The sequence below is a fragment of the Agromyces selenitireducens genome, from assembly GCF_052748465.2.
The window spans coordinates 316,343-330,235 of record NZ_CM188259.1 but is presented as its reverse complement, the minus strand read 5'-3'; the positions used below and the strand labels follow the sequence as shown (position 1 = coordinate 330,235).

The following is a 13,893-nucleotide window of genomic DNA, read 5'->3' as shown; positions in this document are numbered from 1 at the left end:
GTTCGGCCGCGCCGTGCAGGCTCGCGCGCGCCGCGCACGTTCGCGGCCGCCGAAACCGCAGGAGAATCCGGCACAGAGGCGCCGTGGGGCGGGTGTGACCCGGAATCTCCTGCGCTCCATGGCCGGCCACCTGGGCCCGTGCGGACGGCGAGCGGCGGGCGGTGGCCGGCCCGGCGTAGGGTCGATGGCGTGACCACGACGACGACGCGGATGGCCCGGATCCCGGGCGGCGCGTTCCGCATGGGCTCCGAGGAGTTCTCGCCCGACGAGACCCCGGTCCACGTGCGCGAGGTCGCGCCGTTCGAACTCGACGTGCATCCCGTGACGAACGCGCAGTTCGCCGAGTTCGTCGACGCCACCGGGTACGTCACGGTCGCCGAGCGCGAGCTCGACCCCGCCGACTTCCCCGGGGTCGAACCGGCCGAGCTCGTCCCGGGCTCACTGGTCTTCACGCCCACGGAGGGGCCGGTCGACCTCGGCGACTGGCGGCAGTGGTGGCGGTGGGTGCCGGGCGCGAGCTGGCGGCATCCGTTCGGACCGGACTCGTCGATCGACGACCGCCTCGACCACCCGGTGGTGCACGTCGCGTTCGAGGATGCCGCGGCGTACGCCGCATGGGCCGGCAAGCGGCTGCCGACGGAGGCCGAGTTCGAGTTCGCGGCGCGCGGCGGACTCGACGGCGCGCGCTTCGCGTGGGGCGACGAGGAGTTCCCGGACGGCCGGCTCATGGTGAACCGGTTCCAGGGCGACTTCCCCTACCGCAACACCGGGGCGAGCGGATGGCGCGGCACCTCCCCGGTCGGCACGTTCCCGGCGAACGGCTACGGCCTGCTCGACGTGACCGGCAACGTGTGGGAGTGGACGACCGACTACTACTCCTCGCGCCACATCGTGCCCGGTGCGGAGCCCGGCCTGGGCGTCGACCGCGGCGTGCGGCGAGACCTGTTGACGGATGCCGCCACGGCGAGCGCCGAGCCCGGCTCGCGCATCCCCCGCCGGGTGCTGAAGGGCGGCTCGCACCTCTGCTCGCCGCAGTACTGCCTGCGCTACCGCCCGGCGGCGCGGTCGGCCCAGGCGGAGGACTCGTCGACCACGCACATCGGCTTCCGCTGCGCGCGCGACGCCTGACGCGTCATCCGCCGGTCGCCGGCTCCCCGCCGACCGCGGCACGCTCGGACGCCTCGGCCGCGTCCGCGTCCGCGTCGCGCTCGGCCGTCGCGCTCGAGCGCGCGGCACGAAGCACCACCTCGAGCGGCGCCGCCTCGGCGCGTGCGAGGTCGGCGATCGCGGGGCCCTCGATGCGGCGGCCGCGGTGGTCGAACCTGGATGCGTGCAGCGGGCAGTCCCACGTCGACTCCGCGGCGTTCCAGTGCAGCACCCCGCCGAGGTGCGGGCACACCGCCGACACCTCGCACGTGGCGCCGCCGACCGTGGAGACGCCCACCGGGCGGAGTCCGCGCCGGGCGATGCCGCCGACGCCCTCGGGCGGCGTGGGCGCGGCATCCGCTTCGGGGGCACGCAGCGCGCCGACCCAACCGCGCACCGCGGCGGCGCCGACCTTCGCACCCTCGACCGCGCCGCGCGCGAAGTCGGCCGGCATGGTCAGGCGGGTGCCGATCGTGCGGCCCCAGTCCGGCCGCCGCGCGCCGAGCACCTCGTGCGAGATCCGGATGCCGGCGGCGACGCCGTTCGTGAGCCCCCACTTGGCGTAGCCGGTCGCGAACCAGACGCGGCCGCGGCCGCGCGGCATCCGCCCGATGAAGGGCACCATGTTGTGCGGCCGGTAGTCCTGCGCCGCCCAGTGCTCGGGTTCGGCGGCGTCGGGCCACCACGCGCGCGTCCAGTCGAGGATCTCGTCGAGCAACTCGGCGGTGTCGGCGCGTCCGGTGCGGTGGTCGCCCCCGCCGACGATCAGGCGGGTGCGCCCGCCCCAGTCGGCCGAGCGGATGCTGCGCGAGGGGTCGTCCACCGAGAGGTACAGCCCCTCGGGCATGCCCTCGCCGGCCGGCGGCGGCGCGAACGACACCAGCATCGACCGGAACCCGCTCGTCTTGGCCCAGTACAGCCCGCGGTCGAGGATCGGCGCGCCCGTCGCGATCACCACGGCGCCGCCCGTGAACACGCCCGCCGACGTGCGCACCCGCACCGGGTCGGTCGCGCGCACCCCGAGCACGCGCACGCCCGTGACGAGGTCGCCGCCCGACGCGACGAACAGGTCGGCGAGCCCGCGCATGAGCTCCGCCGGGTCGAGGGCGAGCTGCCCGTCGAGCGCCGCCGCGCCCGCGAGCGGGAACGGCACGTCGTCGGCGACGTCGCGCACGCGCCGCACCGGCAGGCCGGCCTCGCGGGCGGCGCGCACCTCCGCGTCGACCGCGTCGAGCCCGTCGACGGACTGCGCGTAGCTGTACGCGGTCGCCTCGCGCACCGCGACGCCCGCACGTTCGCACGCGCGCCGGAGCCACTCCTGGCCGGCACGGTTGGCGTGCGCGTACGCCCGGACGAGGCTCGCCGGGTGATGGCGGCGGATGCGCGACAGCTGGTCGCCCTGCAGCAGGCTCGCCTTGCCGGTGTTGCGGCCGCTCGCGAGCGCGCCCGGGACCTCCTGTTCGAGCACGGTGACGCGACGGCCCGCGTCGCGCAGCATGATCGCGGTCGAGAGGCCGGTGATGCCGGCGCCGACGACGATGACGTCGGCATGGTCGGGCACGCCGGGGAGGTCGGCGCCGGGCGCATCGGTGGTCGTCATGCGCCCAAGTCAACGCCACGCGGCATCCGTCGTCACCCCCTTGAGCGAACGGATGCCGCAGGCTAGCCGCGGGCGAGCAGCGCCGTCTTGAGCCGCACGGGGTCGATCCGCCAGTACCCGTGCACCTCGTCGTCGACGAGCAGGACGGGGATCTCCTCCGCGTAGCGGGCCCGAAGCGCCTCGTCGTCGAGGATGCTGAGTTCGGCGAGCGTCGTGCGGGGCGCACCTGGCGTCGCCGCGAGCTCCTCGCGCACGCAGGCCACCACCTCGCGTGCGTCGTCGCACAGGTGGCATCCGGGCTTGCCGATGAGGGTGAGGCGGATGTCGCCGGGCGCGTTCATGCGCTCAGGATACGTCCCGCCGGGCAGCGAAAAGCGCCAGGCCGGTGGCCTGACGCTCTGCCAGTCGGAATCGACTACTTCTTGTTGCGACGCTGGTGGCGCGTCTTGCGAAGCAGCTTGCGGTGCTTCTTCTTCGCCATGCGCTTGCGACGCTTCTTGATGACGGAACCCACGAAAACCTCACAAAGATCCGAGTCGGCCGCGCGTGCCGCAGCCGAGGGCCGGAAGGCCTCGCGGTAGTCTAGCCCATTCGCCGATCGGGTGCGGAAACGCCGCGGCTGCCCGCGCTGCGCCATCCGGTACCGTCGAGGGATGCCACGACCCGAACTCGTGATCCGTACGACGCGCGAAGACGACTGGCAGGCGGTGCGCGCCCTCCGGCTCGAGATGCTGCGCGACACCCCGCTCGCCTACGCCGACACCCTCGAGCGATCGCTCGGCTACGACGAGGCCGAGTGGCGCAGGCGTGCCCGTCGGGGCGAGTCGAACGGGCAGACGGCGGTCGTCGCGATCGAGGGCGATCGCTGGGTCGGGACCATGTCGTGCTACGTGCCCGACCAGGCGACCGGCCCGATGCTCGTGGGCGTCTACGTCGCGCCCGACCGGCGCGGCGACGATGCGGGCGTGACGCGCGCGCTGCTCGCCGAGATCGAGCGCTGGGCCGCGGAGCGCGCCGACACGCTGCGGCTCGAGGTGCACGAGGACAACCCGCGCGCGCGACGGTTCTACGAGAAGCTCGGGTTCGAGCTCACGGGCCACAGCCGGCCGTACGAGCTCGAGCCGGGCGGGCTCGAGCTCGAGATGGTGAAGCGGGTGCGGTGAGGCGCGACTGCGGTGACTAGCGGCGCTTCTTCGACACGACGACGGCCGTGACCTGGTGCGCGGTGTCGGCGAACGCCTTGCCGAGCGCCGACGCGAACGCGCGCTGGTCGTCGTTCAGCCCCTCGTCACCGGCCGCGTCGACGCCGGCGAGCGCGGCGGCGTCGGCCGCGGCATCCGTCGACACGAACGGGATCAGCCAGTCCTCCAACCGCTCGAGCGGGCCGCGGTCGAGCCGGTAGTAGCGGTGCTGCCCCTCTTCGCGCACGAACACGAGACCGGCCTCGCGGAGCACCTTGAGGTGCTTGGACACCGTCGGCTGGCTGACGCCCAGGGCGGTGACGATCTCGCCGACGCTGATCTCGCCGCCGGACTCGGGAACCGTGGTCTCGCGGTCGAGGAGCACCCCGAGGATGTCGCGCCGGGTCGGATCCGCCACCACGTCGAAGATGTCCGCCATGGGTCAAGGGTAGTCACTCGCGACGGGGAGTACCATGACACACGCGTCGAGCGGAGGAGGGTGGATGGCCGCGCAGCCGGTGGGACGCCGTGGAGGCACTCGGCGCCCGTTCCGGCGCCGCACCGGGCGCTCCTGGCTCGGCGGAGTGCGCGACGCCCTCGACGGCCTGGTGCGCACCTCGCCGGCCCGGTTCGCGATCCTCATCTTCGCGTCGCTGGTCCTCATCACCACGCTGCTGCTGTCGCTGCCGATCGCGCGAGCCGGCGAGATCAGCGCCACGCCGCTCGCCGACGCGCTCTTCACCGCGACCTCGACCATCTGCGTCACTGGCCTCACCACCGTCGACATGGCGACGTACTGGTCGCCGTTCGGCAATGCGGTGATCTTCATCGGCATGAACATCGGCGGCATGGGCGTGCTCACGATGGCCTCGATCCTCGGTCTCGTCGTGTCGCGACGGCTCGGACTGCGCGCCCGGCTCATGGCCGCGAGCGACACGAACGCCGCCCGCGCCCACGCCGGACCGGTCTCCGAGCAGCAGGCGATCCGGCTGGGCGAGGTCGGAGGCCTGCTGGCGACGGTCGCCCTGAGCACCCTGGCGATCGAGTTCGTGATCTTCGTGGGCATGATCCCGAGCGTGCTGGCGCAGGGCTACGACTTCGGCACGAGCGTCTGGTATTCGGCGTACTACGCGGTGAGCGCCTTCACGAACACGGGCTTCAACCCGAACCCCCTCGGACCGGTCGAGTTCTTCGACGACTACTGGTTCCAGTCGCTGATGATGCTCGCCGTGTTCCTCGGCAGCCTCGGCTTCCCGGTGATCTTCGCGCTGCTGCGCACGTGGCGGATCCCCCGCCGCTGGAGCGTGCACGTGAAGCTCACGCTCACCACGACCGTGGCCCTCTGGGTCGCCGGCGCGCTCACCTTCCTCGTGCTCGAGTACGACAACCCGCGCACGTACGGTTCGTTCGGCTTCGGCAAGACCCTGTACGAGGCGTTCTTCATGTCGACCATGACGCGCTCGGGCGGCTTCGCCACGATCGACATGGCCGACCTCTACGGGTCGAGCCTGCTCGTCACCGACATGCTCATGTTCGTCGGCGGCGGCTCCGCGTCGACCGCGGGCGGCATCAAGGTGACGACGCTGGCGGTGCTCTTCCTGGCCGCGTATGCCGAGGCGAAGGGGCGGCCCGCCATGGAGGCGTTCGGCCGCCGCATCCCACGCGACATGCTGCGTCTCGCGGTGAGCGTCGTGCTGTGGGGTGCGACCATCGTGGCGGTGTCGACGGTGATCATCGTGCAGATCACCAAGGCGCCGCTCGACTTCGTGCTGTTCGACGTCATCTCGGCCTTCGCGACGTGCGGGCTGTCGACCGGGCTCACCGAGTCCCTTCCGCCGGAGGGCAAGTACGTGATGGCTGCGACCATGTTCATGGGACGCGTCGGCACGGTCACGCTCGCCGCGGCCCTCGCGGCGCAGCAGACGCACCAATTGTTCAAGCGACCGGAAGAGAGGCCCATCGTTGGTTGATCGAATCAAGCACGACGCCCCCGTGCTCGTCATCGGACTCGGCCGGTTCGGGGCGGCCACGGCCGGCCAGCTCGACCGGCTCGGCCGCGAGGTGCTCGCGGTCGACGAAGACGAGGGCCTGGTCCAGAAGTGGGCGGAGCGCGTCACGCACGCGGTCGTCGCCGACGCGAGGTCGGTCGACGCCCTGAAGCAGATCGGCGCGCAGGAGTTCTCGATCGCGGTCTGCGCGGTCGGCTCGTCGATCGAGGCGTCGGTGCTCATCACCGCGAACCTCGTCGACCTGAAGATCCCGCAGATCTGGGCGAAGGCGATCTCGACCTCGCACGGCAAGATCCTCGAGCGCATCGGCGCGAACCACGTCATCTACCCCGAGCGCGAGGCGGGCGAGCGAACGGCGCACCTCGTGTCCGGCCGCATGCTCGACTTCATCGAGTTCGACGACGACTTCGCGCTCGTGAAAATGTACCCGCCGAAGCCGATCCGGGGCAAGACCCTCACCGAGTCCGGCGTCCGAGCCCGTCACAAGGTCACGGTGGTCGGCGTGAAGAGCCCGGGCAAGCCGTTCACGTACGCGACGGAGAAGACCGTGGTGTCGAACCACGACCTGATCATCGTGTCGGGCACCGAGGGCGACATCGAGCGGTTCGCCGCGCTCGAGTGACGGATGCCGGGGCGCGGCGTCAGTCGACGATGCCCGCGACGGTCGACGCGACCGTGGCGACCAGCCCGATCGACAGCAGGATCGCGGCGAGGCCGCCGAGCATGCGCGGGAGCGGCGAGTCCGGCTCGAATCGGAGGCGGTCGGGCGTGCGGCGGCGGTAGAACGCCGGCTGCGACTCCCCCGGCCCCACGAGCTCGCGCTCCTCGTCATCGAGCGGGCGCTCGTGGAACTCGCCTCCGGCGAACCAGCGCACGGACCGCCCGGCCGGCCCATCGGCGACGACCGCCTCCGTGGGCTCCCACGTGCCATCGACGACGCGCGCGAACGCGAACGCGAGCAGGCACAGCGCCCCGCCGACGAGCGTGATCCAGGCGACCACCTCGCTGACGAGCGCGATCACGACGAGCACACCCATGGGCTGAGCGTACCTGCGGCGCGGGCACCGGGATGACAGGGCGCGGGGAGGTGCCGTTGGTCCCCCCGGCGCAGGCGGAGCGGGCGTAGCATCCGCCGCATGACCACCGTGATCAGCACGCGCGCCCTCGAGAAGCGGTTCGGCAGCACGGTCGCGCTCGACGGCCTCGACCTCGAGGTGCAGGAGGGCGAGATCCACGGCTTCCTCGGACCGAACGGGGCGGGCAAGTCGACGACGATCCGCATCCTGCTCGGGCTCGCCCGCGCCACCGGCGGAGAGGCGCGACTCTTCGGCGAGGAACCGTGGCGCAACGCCGCCGCGCTCCACCGGCGCGTGGCCTACGTGCCGGGCGACGTCAGCCTGTGGCCGAATCTCACGGGCGGAGCGGCGATCGACCTGCTCGCCCGGCTGCGTGGCGGCACCGCCGACCGCCGGGCGTACGAGGAGCGGAAGGCGCGGCTCGTGGACGCGTTCCAGCTCGACCCGCGCAAGAAGGGCCGCGCGTACTCGAAGGGCAACCGGCAGAAGGTCGCACTCATCGCGGCGCTCGCGACGCCCGCGGAGCTGTACATCCTCGACGAGCCGACGAGCGGACTCGACCCGCTCATGGAGCAGGTCTTCAACCGGGAGATCACCCGGGCCGCCACCGACGGGGCGACGGTGCTGCTGTCGAGCCACATCCTGTCGGAGGTCGAGGTCCTGTGCGACCGCGTCTCGATCATCCGGGCCGGCCGCCTCGTCGAGTCCGGGACCCTGGCCGAGCTGCGGCACCTCACCCGTTCGTCGGTCGCCTTCGCGCGTCGCGACGGCGACGAGCGCGCGCTCGCCGCGCTCGACGGCGTCCACGACCTCGCGGTCGACGACGGGCGCGTGCAGTTCACGGTCGACAGCGACCGGATCGCCGAGGTGCTGCCCGAGCTCGGGCGGCTCGGCGTGCAGGGGCTGACGGTCGCGCCGCCCTCGCTCGAGGAGCTCTTCCTCCGGCACTACGGCGATGACGCGGCGCTCGCCGCCGAGGGGGCGCGCCCGTGAACCTGCTCGGGACGCTGCTCGCGCACCGCATCCGCCGCGACCGGCTCCAGCTCGCGCTGTGGATCCTCGGCACGGCCGGCCTCGCGCTCATGGCGACCACCGCCGTCGCCGACACGTTCGGCGACCGCGCGGAACGCGAGTCCATCCTGCGGCTGACGATCATCGCGCCCGCGATCCTGGTGTTCCGCGGCACGCCGAACGGCGGCGGCGAGGGCGAGTTCTCGATCTTCCTGATCTTCGCGTTCCTGGCGCTCCTCGCCGGCCTCATGAGCACCTTCCTGGCCGTGCGGCACACGCGCGGCGATGAGGAGCAGGGCCGTGCGGAGCTGGTCGAGTCGACGCCCGCGGGGCGGACCCTGCCGACGATCGCGACAGTCCTGCACGGGGTGCTCGCGAACGTCGCCCTCGGCGTCGCGATCACCTTGGCGTTCGCGCTCAGCGGGCTCGCCCTGGACGGCTCGGCGGTGGCGGGCGCGGCGGTCGCCGCGACCGGGATCGCATTCCTCGCGGTGGGGCTCGTGGCCGCCCAGTTGTTCCGCACGTCACGCGGCGCGAACGGGTTCTCGGTGGCCGTGGTGCTCGCCGCGTACCTCGTGCGCGGCATCGGCGACGCACTCGGCCAGTCCTCGGAGGACGGGCTGTTCCGCACTCCTGCGTGGCCCAGCTGGCTCTCGCCGATCGGCTGGACGCAGCGCACCGAACCGTTCGCCGCGAACGACCTCACGCCCGCGCTGCTCTCGATCGGCGTCGCCGTGGTGCTCGTCGGCCTGGTGTTCTGGTTCCAGTCGGCCCGCGACAGCGGGGCGAGCATCCTGCCCGAGTTCTCGGGGCGCGATCACGCCGGACCGCTCCTCTCCGGCTCGACGGGCCTCGCGTGGACGCTGAACTCCGGCGCGATCCTCGCCTGGGCCGTGGACGCAGCCGTCTTCGGCGCGCTCGCGACCACGCTCACGCCTCTCGTCGACGAGATCGGGGCGGACGCTCCGGTCATCGTGGAGACCATGCGACAGTTCATCGGCGACGACGCGACCCTCGAGGAGGCGTTCGTCACGACGTTCTTCACCATGGTCGGCATCCTCGCCGCCGCGGCGGCGCTGCAGGTGATCATCCGGGCGAGGCTCGAGGAGGCGCACGGCACCGCGGAGCCGGTGCTCGCGACGCCCGTGCCGCGCGAATGGTGGCTCGGCGGGTACGCCGTGGTCGCGGGGGTCGCCGCGGTCGTCGTGCTCGGGGTGTCCGCGCTCGCGGCGATCGGTGGCGCGCAGACCGCCGACGACCCCGGCGCCGTCGCCGGCGAGGCGCTGCAGGCGGCCGTCGCGCAGGTCCCGGCGGTGCTCGTCTACCTCGCCATCGGACTCCTGCTCGTCTCGCTCGTCCCACGTCTGGCGATCCCAGGCGCATGGTCGCTGCTCGCCCTCGGCGCGTTCTTCGGCGTCTTCGGCGAGCTGCTCGGCATCCCCGACTGGATGCACGAGCTGTCGCCGTTCTCGCACGTGCCCGTCCCGGTCGACGGTGAGGTCGACTGGACGAGCGGATTCTGGATGCTCGCGATCGCCGCGGCCGGCGTCGCGGCATCGGTCGTCGCGATGCGGCGACGGGAGCTCGTCACCGAGGGCTGATGCCCGGCGGTCCCGCGTACCCTTGACGCGTGCAGTGCCCGTACTTCGACGCGGGGCGATGCCGGTCGTGCTCGCTCATGGGCCGGCCGTACCCGGAGCAGCTCGCCGAGAAGCAACGGCATGCCGAGCAGCTGCTCGAACCGTTCGACGTGCCGGCGTGGCTGCCGCCCGTCGCGTCCGGCGAGCGCGACTACCGCAACAAGGCGAAGATGGTCGTCGGCGGCACGATCGAAGCGCCCACGATCGGCATCCTCGACGCCGACGGGCACGGCGTCGACCTGCAGGCGTGCGGCATCTGCTCGCCGGGGCACCGCGCCGCGTTCCCCGTGCTCGCGCGGTTCATCACGCTCGCGCGCATCACGCCGTACGACGTCGCCGCCAGGCGCGGCGAGCTGAAGCACGTCATCGTCACCGAGTCGCCCGACCGCGAGCTCATGGTGCGCTTCGTGCTGCGCTCGACCGAGCCGCTCGCGCGCATGCGCAAGCACCTGCCGACGCTGCTCGCCGAGCTGCCGAACGCGCGCGTGGTCACCGCGAACCTGCTGCCCGAGCATCGGGCCGTGCTCGAGGGCGCGGACGAGGTCGTGCTCACCGAGGCCGACACCCTGCCGATGCGCCTCAACGACGTGACGATGCACCTGCGACCGCAGAGCTTCTTCCAGACCAACACGGCCATCGCCGAGGCGCTCTACGCCGAGGCGCGCGACTGGATCCGCGACCTCGCCCCCGAGGACGCGTGGGACCTCTACTCCGGCGTCGGCGGCTTCGCGCTGCACCTCGCCGACCCGGTCGGCCGCACCCGGATCACGGGCATCGAGACGAGCGTCGAAGCGGTCGCGAGCGCCGAACTGAGCCGAACGGATGCCGCGCTCTCGCGCGTGCGCTTCGCCGCGGGCGACGCCACCGCGTACGCCCTGGCCGCGGCATCCGCCCCCGATCTCGTGGTCGTGAACCCGCCGCGCCGCGGGATCGGCGCGGAGCTCGCCGGCTGGCTCGAGCGGTCGGATGCCGCGCACGTGCTCTACTCGAGCTGCAACGTCGCGTCGCTCGCTCGCGACCTCGCGTCGATGCCGTCGCTGCGCCCGGTGAAGGCGCGCGTCTTCGACATGTTCCCGCAGACGACGCACTTCGAGGTCATGGTGCTCCTCGCCCGCAGCTGACCCGCCGCCACCCCATCCAGAATTCTGGATGGGGTGGCGGCGGAAGTCACGCGCCGGCGGCGAGCTCGCGGGCGCGCGCGAGGGCGGCGTCGGTCGCGTGGTCGAACAGGGCAGCGAGGTCGGCCTCCTGCAGCACGGCGATCGCGCGCTCGGTGGTGCCTTTGGGGCTCGTGACGCGTCGACGCAGCTCGGCCGGGTCGTCGGCGGATGCCGCGAGCAGCTCGCTCGCGCCCCGGAACGTGCCCTGCACCATGATCGCCGCCTGCTCGGGCGTGAAGCCCTTCGCCACCGCGGTCTTCGTCAGCTCCTCGATGAGGAGGAACACGTACGCCGGTCCGGACCCCGAGATCGTCGAGAGCGCGTCGAGCTGCGACTCCGGCACGACGAGCACCTCGCCGACGGTCTCGAAGAGCGAGACGACGAGCGCGAGGTCGGCCTCGGTCGAGCGCGTGCCCGCGGACACGCCCGTGACCGCCCGGCCGACGACGGCCGGCGTGTTCGGCATGGTCCGCACGACCGACACGTGCGCGGGCAGGTGCGCCTCGAACGTCGCGACCGTGACGCCCGCCGCCACGCTCACCACCACCGCGCCCGGATCGAGCGCGTCGGCGATCTCGTCGAGCAGGTCGGGCACCATCGCGGGCTTCACGGCGACGACCACGAGCTTCGCGCCGGCGACCGCGCGGCGGTTCGCCGCGGCATCCGTCTCGGTCGCGTACGCCGTCACCCGCGGCTCGTCGGCGAACTCGACCGCGCGCTCCTCGGAGCGGTTGGTGGCGCGGATGCCGCCGTCCACCGTGACGTGCGGCTGCAGCAGTCCCGCGAGGATCGCGCGGGCCATCGAGCCGGCCCCGAGGAAGGCGATCGCGGGCAGGTCGATGGGCTGGCGGGAGGTCATGGAAGCCATCCTAGGATTGGCGCATGAGCGCATCAGGCGGACACAAGGCCATCCTCGCGGCGTTCCTCGCGAACACCGGCATCGCGGTGACCAAGTTCATCGCGTGGCTCGTCTCGGGGTCGGCGTCGATGCTCGCCGAGGCCGTGCACTCCGTCGCCGACGCCGGCAACCAGCTGCTCCTCTTCTTCGGCGGCCGGCAGGCGAAGCGCGAGGCCGATCGCGAGCACCCGTTCGGGTACGGGCGCGAGCGATACGTCTACGCCTTCGTCGTCGCGATCATCCTGTTCTCGCTCGGCGGCCTGTTCTCGATCTACGAGGGCGTCGACAAGCTGCGGAACCCGCACGAGCTCACGAACGCGTGGGTGCCGCTCACGGTGCTGGCCATCGCGATCGTGCTCGAGTCGTTCTCGCTGCGCACCGCGGTGAAGGAGTCGAACAAGATCCGCGGCGCGCAGACCTGGGTGCAGTTCGTGCGCCGGGCGAAGGCACCCGAGCTGCCGGTAGTGCTGCTCGAGGACATCGCGGCGCTGCTCGGCCTGGTGTTCGCGCTGTTCGGCGTCGGCCTCACGGTGCTCACGGGCAACACGACGTTCGACGCGATCGGCACGCTCATGATCGGCGCCCTGCTCATCGTCGTGGCGATCATCCTCGGTATCGAGACGAAGAGCCTGCTGGTCGGCGAGGGCGCCAACGAGGCCGACCTCGGCCGCATCGAGGAGGCGATCCTCTCCGGCCCCGAGGCCGAGCGCATCATCCACATGAAGACCCTCTACCTGGGGCCCGACGAGCTCCTCGTCGCCGCGAAGATCGGCTTCCACGCCGACCAGCGGCTGCAGCAGGTCGCGACGGCCGTGAACGTCATCGAGCGGCGCGTTCGCGACGCCGTGCCCGCCGCGCGGGTCATCTACCTCGAGCCCGACATCTACGTCGACCCCAACCTGCATGCGCCGCCCACCGACGCGATCGTCATCAAGGGCCTCGAATGACGGATGCCGCGGGCGAGCCGGTCGCCGGACGCGGCTCCGCCGCACCTCCACCCGCACGGACGCCGGTCGCGCTCGTGCTCCGTCATGATTCCGCGATCGGGCTCGGCAACCTCGGTCCGGTGCTCGAGGAGCACGGCTACGAGGTCGTGACCGTCGACGCCCCGCACGAGGACGTCGCCGGGATCGACCCGCTCGACGCCGACGTCCTCGTGGTGCTCGGCGGCGACGAGGCGGCCTACGAGACCGACCGGTATCCGTACATCGGGCACGAGATCGAGCTGCTGCGACGGCGTGTCGCCGCCGAGGCGCCCGTGTTCGGCGTGTGCCTCGGCGCGCAGATGCTCGCGGCCGCGATGGGCGGCAGCGCGCACCGCGGTCCGCGCAAGGAGGTCGGGTGGCTCGGCGTCGACCTCACCGAGGCGGGAGCGTCGTCGCCGGTGCGCCATGCGCGCGGCATCCGCTTCGTGCAGTGGCACGGCGACACCTTCGACCTGCCGGAGGGCGTCGAGCGGCTCGCGTCGTCACCGCAGTACGCCGAGCAGGCCTTCCGCGTCGGCGACTGGCTGCTCGCGGTGCAGTTCCATCCCGAGGTGACGCCGGCGATCCACGAGGACTGGCTCGCGGCGTGGGGCGACGAACTGCCCGAGTACGGCCTCACCGTCGAGCGGATGCGCGAACTCCAGGCCGAGCACGGACCGGCGGCGGCAGCAGCCTCGCGCGCGATCCTCGGCGAGTTCCTCGACGGGCTGGCTCAGGGCCGGCGCGCCGGGTCGGCGAAGAAGTCGAGCAGCAGCTTCGACGCGGCATCCGCCTCGACCCCCGCGTAGACCTCGACGCGGTGGTTCAGCCGGCGGTCGCGGAGCACGTCGTAGAGCGATCCGGCCGCGCCGGCCTTCTCGTCCCACGCGCCGAACACCACGGTGGGGATGCGCGCGGCGACGATCGCCCCGGCGCACATGACGCACGGCTCGAGCGTCACGACGAGCGTGCAGTCGGTGAGGTGCCGGTCGCCGGTGACCCTGGCGGCCTCGCGGATGGCGAGCAGCTCGGCGTGCGCGGTCGGGTCCTCGTGGAGCTCGCGCTCGTTGCGTCCGGTGGCGATGACCTCGCCGTTGCGCACGACCACCGCGCCGACGGGCACGTCGCCGGTGGCCAGCGCCGCGGATGCCTCGGCGAGGGCGAGCCGCATCCACTCGACGTGTTCGGGCCGGTGCAGCGGCATCCG

At 72.6% G+C, this 13,893-nt stretch carries 16 protein-coding genes; 9 read left to right on the top strand and 7 right to left on the bottom strand.

The window, feature by feature from the left end:
- Positions 1 to 210 precede the first annotated feature (210 nt).
- Positions 211 to 1,128, top strand: a complete 918-nt coding sequence (locus tag ACULK4_RS01615; RefSeq protein WP_445966892.1) for a formylglycine-generating enzyme family protein — start codon at positions 211 to 213, stop codon at positions 1,126 to 1,128.
- Between the two features lie 4 nt (positions 1,129 to 1,132).
- Here ACULK4_RS01615 and ACULK4_RS01610 read toward each other — a convergent pair whose 3' ends face one another.
- From ACULK4_RS01610 to ACULK4_RS01600, 3 genes are all read right to left on the bottom strand, one after another.
- Positions 1,133 to 2,746, bottom strand: coding sequence for an FAD-dependent oxidoreductase (locus tag ACULK4_RS01610; protein ID WP_445966879.1), 1,614 nt, complete (start codon positions 2,744 to 2,746; stop codon positions 1,133 to 1,135).
- Between the two features lie 62 nt (positions 2,747 to 2,808).
- Complete coding sequence (locus ACULK4_RS01605) at positions 2,809 to 3,087, bottom strand: glutaredoxin family protein (RefSeq protein ID WP_445966878.1); 279 nt, start codon at positions 3,085 to 3,087, stop codon at positions 2,809 to 2,811.
- Between the two features lie 74 nt (positions 3,088 to 3,161).
- A complete protein-coding gene (locus ACULK4_RS01600) occupies positions 3,162 to 3,260 on the bottom strand; it encodes a 30S ribosomal protein bS22 (protein ID WP_003792170.1) in 99 nt (32 codons plus the stop codon).
- A gap of 139 nt (positions 3,261 to 3,399) precedes the next feature.
- Here ACULK4_RS01600 and ACULK4_RS01595 point away from each other — a divergent pair, with 139 nt between their 5' ends.
- Positions 3,400 to 3,909, top strand: coding sequence for a GNAT family N-acetyltransferase (locus ACULK4_RS01595; RefSeq protein ID WP_445966877.1), 510 nt, complete (start codon positions 3,400 to 3,402; stop codon positions 3,907 to 3,909).
- Positions 3,910 to 3,925: 16 nt separating this feature from the next.
- Here the strand turns inward: ACULK4_RS01595 and ACULK4_RS01590 are convergent, their stop codons facing one another.
- Positions 3,926 to 4,366 carry an ArsR/SmtB family transcription factor gene (locus ACULK4_RS01590; RefSeq protein ID WP_445966876.1) on the bottom strand — a complete coding sequence of 147 codons (441 nt, stop codon included), beginning with the start codon at positions 4,364 to 4,366 and terminating at the stop codon, positions 3,926 to 3,928.
- Between the two features lie 64 nt (positions 4,367 to 4,430).
- Here ACULK4_RS01590 and ACULK4_RS01585 point away from each other — a divergent pair, with 64 nt between their 5' ends.
- On the top strand, positions 4,431 to 5,897 hold the full coding sequence (locus ACULK4_RS01585; protein ID WP_445966875.1) for a TrkH family potassium uptake protein: 1,467 nt from the start codon (positions 4,431 to 4,433) through the stop codon (positions 5,895 to 5,897).
- Positions 5,890 to 6,558 (top strand): potassium channel family protein, encoded by a 669-nt coding sequence (locus ACULK4_RS01580; RefSeq protein ID WP_445966874.1) that lies wholly within the window; start codon positions 5,890 to 5,892, stop codon positions 6,556 to 6,558. The genes ACULK4_RS01585 and ACULK4_RS01580 overlap by 8 nt, the downstream gene beginning before the upstream one ends.
- Before the next feature lie 19 nt (positions 6,559 to 6,577).
- Here ACULK4_RS01580 and ACULK4_RS01575 read toward each other — a convergent pair whose 3' ends face one another.
- Positions 6,578 to 6,973, bottom strand: a complete 396-nt coding sequence (locus ACULK4_RS01575) for a hypothetical protein (RefSeq protein ID WP_445966873.1) — start codon at positions 6,971 to 6,973, stop codon at positions 6,578 to 6,580.
- A 99-nt stretch (positions 6,974 to 7,072) separates the two neighbouring features.
- On the opposite strand from ACULK4_RS01575, the gene ACULK4_RS01570 reads away from it, so the two are divergent.
- The 3 genes from ACULK4_RS01570 to rlmC are packed head-to-tail and all read left to right on the top strand — an operon-like array spanning position 7,073 to position 10,784.
- Positions 7,073 to 8,005, top strand: coding sequence for an ABC transporter ATP-binding protein (locus tag ACULK4_RS01570; protein WP_445966872.1), 933 nt, complete (start codon positions 7,073 to 7,075; stop codon positions 8,003 to 8,005).
- Positions 8,002 to 9,624, top strand: coding sequence for an ABC transporter permease (locus ACULK4_RS01565; RefSeq protein WP_445966871.1), 1,623 nt, complete (start codon positions 8,002 to 8,004; stop codon positions 9,622 to 9,624). Before ACULK4_RS01570 ends, ACULK4_RS01565 begins: the two co-directional genes overlap by 4 nt.
- A 29-nt stretch (positions 9,625 to 9,653) precedes the next feature.
- A complete protein-coding gene (rlmC, locus tag ACULK4_RS01560; RefSeq protein ID WP_445966870.1) occupies positions 9,654 to 10,784 on the top strand; it encodes a 23S rRNA (uracil(747)-C(5))-methyltransferase RlmC in 1,131 nt (376 codons plus the stop codon).
- Positions 10,785 to 10,830: 46 nt separating this feature from the next.
- On the opposite strand, the gene proC is transcribed toward rlmC, so the two are convergent.
- Positions 10,831 to 11,682, bottom strand: a complete 852-nt coding sequence (gene proC, locus ACULK4_RS01555; RefSeq protein WP_445966869.1) for a pyrroline-5-carboxylate reductase — start codon at positions 11,680 to 11,682, stop codon at positions 10,831 to 10,833.
- A gap of 23 nt (positions 11,683 to 11,705) precedes the next feature.
- Between proC and ACULK4_RS01550 the strand changes: the two genes are divergently transcribed.
- Positions 11,706 to 12,668, top strand: a complete 963-nt coding sequence (locus ACULK4_RS01550; protein WP_445966868.1) for a cation diffusion facilitator family transporter — start codon at positions 11,706 to 11,708, stop codon at positions 12,666 to 12,668.
- Positions 12,665 to 13,495, top strand: a complete 831-nt coding sequence (locus ACULK4_RS01545; RefSeq protein ID WP_445966867.1) for a glutamine amidotransferase-related protein — start codon at positions 12,665 to 12,667, stop codon at positions 13,493 to 13,495. Before ACULK4_RS01550 ends, ACULK4_RS01545 begins: the two co-directional genes overlap by 4 nt.
- Here ACULK4_RS01545 and tadA read toward each other — a convergent pair.
- Positions 13,420 to 13,890: a tRNA adenosine(34) deaminase TadA gene (tadA, locus tag ACULK4_RS01540; RefSeq protein WP_445966866.1), complete on the bottom strand. Its 471-nt coding sequence runs from the start codon at positions 13,888 to 13,890 to the stop codon at positions 13,420 to 13,422. The two genes, ACULK4_RS01545 and tadA, sit on opposite strands and share 76 nt — an antisense overlap.
- Between the last annotated feature and the right edge of the window lie 3 nt (positions 13,891 to 13,893).

What these genes read in the sequence shown, in the direction of transcription:
- tadA (WP_445966866.1), bottom strand. Translation starts at nt 13,890, where the DNA reads ATGCCGCTGCACCGGCCCGAACACGTCGAGTGGATGCGGCTCGCCCTC.
- ACULK4_RS01545 (WP_445966867.1), top strand. Translation starts at nt 12,665, where the DNA reads ATGACGGATGCCGCGGGCGAGCCGGTCGCCGGACGCGGCTCCGCCGCA.
- ACULK4_RS01575 (WP_445966873.1), bottom strand. Translation starts at nt 6,973, where the DNA reads ATGGGTGTGCTCGTCGTGATCGCGCTCGTCAGCGAGGTGGTCGCCTGG.
- ACULK4_RS01550 (WP_445966868.1), top strand. Translation starts at nt 11,706, where the DNA reads ATGAGCGCATCAGGCGGACACAAGGCCATCCTCGCGGCGTTCCTCGCG.
- ACULK4_RS01590 (WP_445966876.1), bottom strand. Translation starts at nt 4,366, where the DNA reads ATGGCGGACATCTTCGACGTGGTGGCGGATCCGACCCGGCGCGACATC.
- ACULK4_RS01610 (WP_445966879.1), bottom strand. Translation starts at nt 2,746, where the DNA reads ATGACGACCACCGATGCGCCCGGCGCCGACCTCCCCGGCGTGCCCGAC.
- proC (WP_445966869.1), bottom strand. Translation starts at nt 11,682, where the DNA reads ATGACCTCCCGCCAGCCCATCGACCTGCCCGCGATCGCCTTCCTCGGG.
- ACULK4_RS01570 (WP_445966872.1), top strand. Translation starts at nt 7,073, where the DNA reads ATGACCACCGTGATCAGCACGCGCGCCCTCGAGAAGCGGTTCGGCAGC.
- ACULK4_RS01615 (WP_445966892.1), top strand. Translation starts at nt 211, where the DNA reads ATGGCCCGGATCCCGGGCGGCGCGTTCCGCATGGGCTCCGAGGAGTTC.
- ACULK4_RS01585 (WP_445966875.1), top strand. Translation starts at nt 4,431, where the DNA reads ATGGCCGCGCAGCCGGTGGGACGCCGTGGAGGCACTCGGCGCCCGTTC.
- ACULK4_RS01605 (WP_445966878.1), bottom strand. Translation starts at nt 3,087, where the DNA reads ATGAACGCGCCCGGCGACATCCGCCTCACCCTCATCGGCAAGCCCGGA.
- ACULK4_RS01595 (WP_445966877.1), top strand. Translation starts at nt 3,400, where the DNA reads ATGCCACGACCCGAACTCGTGATCCGTACGACGCGCGAAGACGACTGG.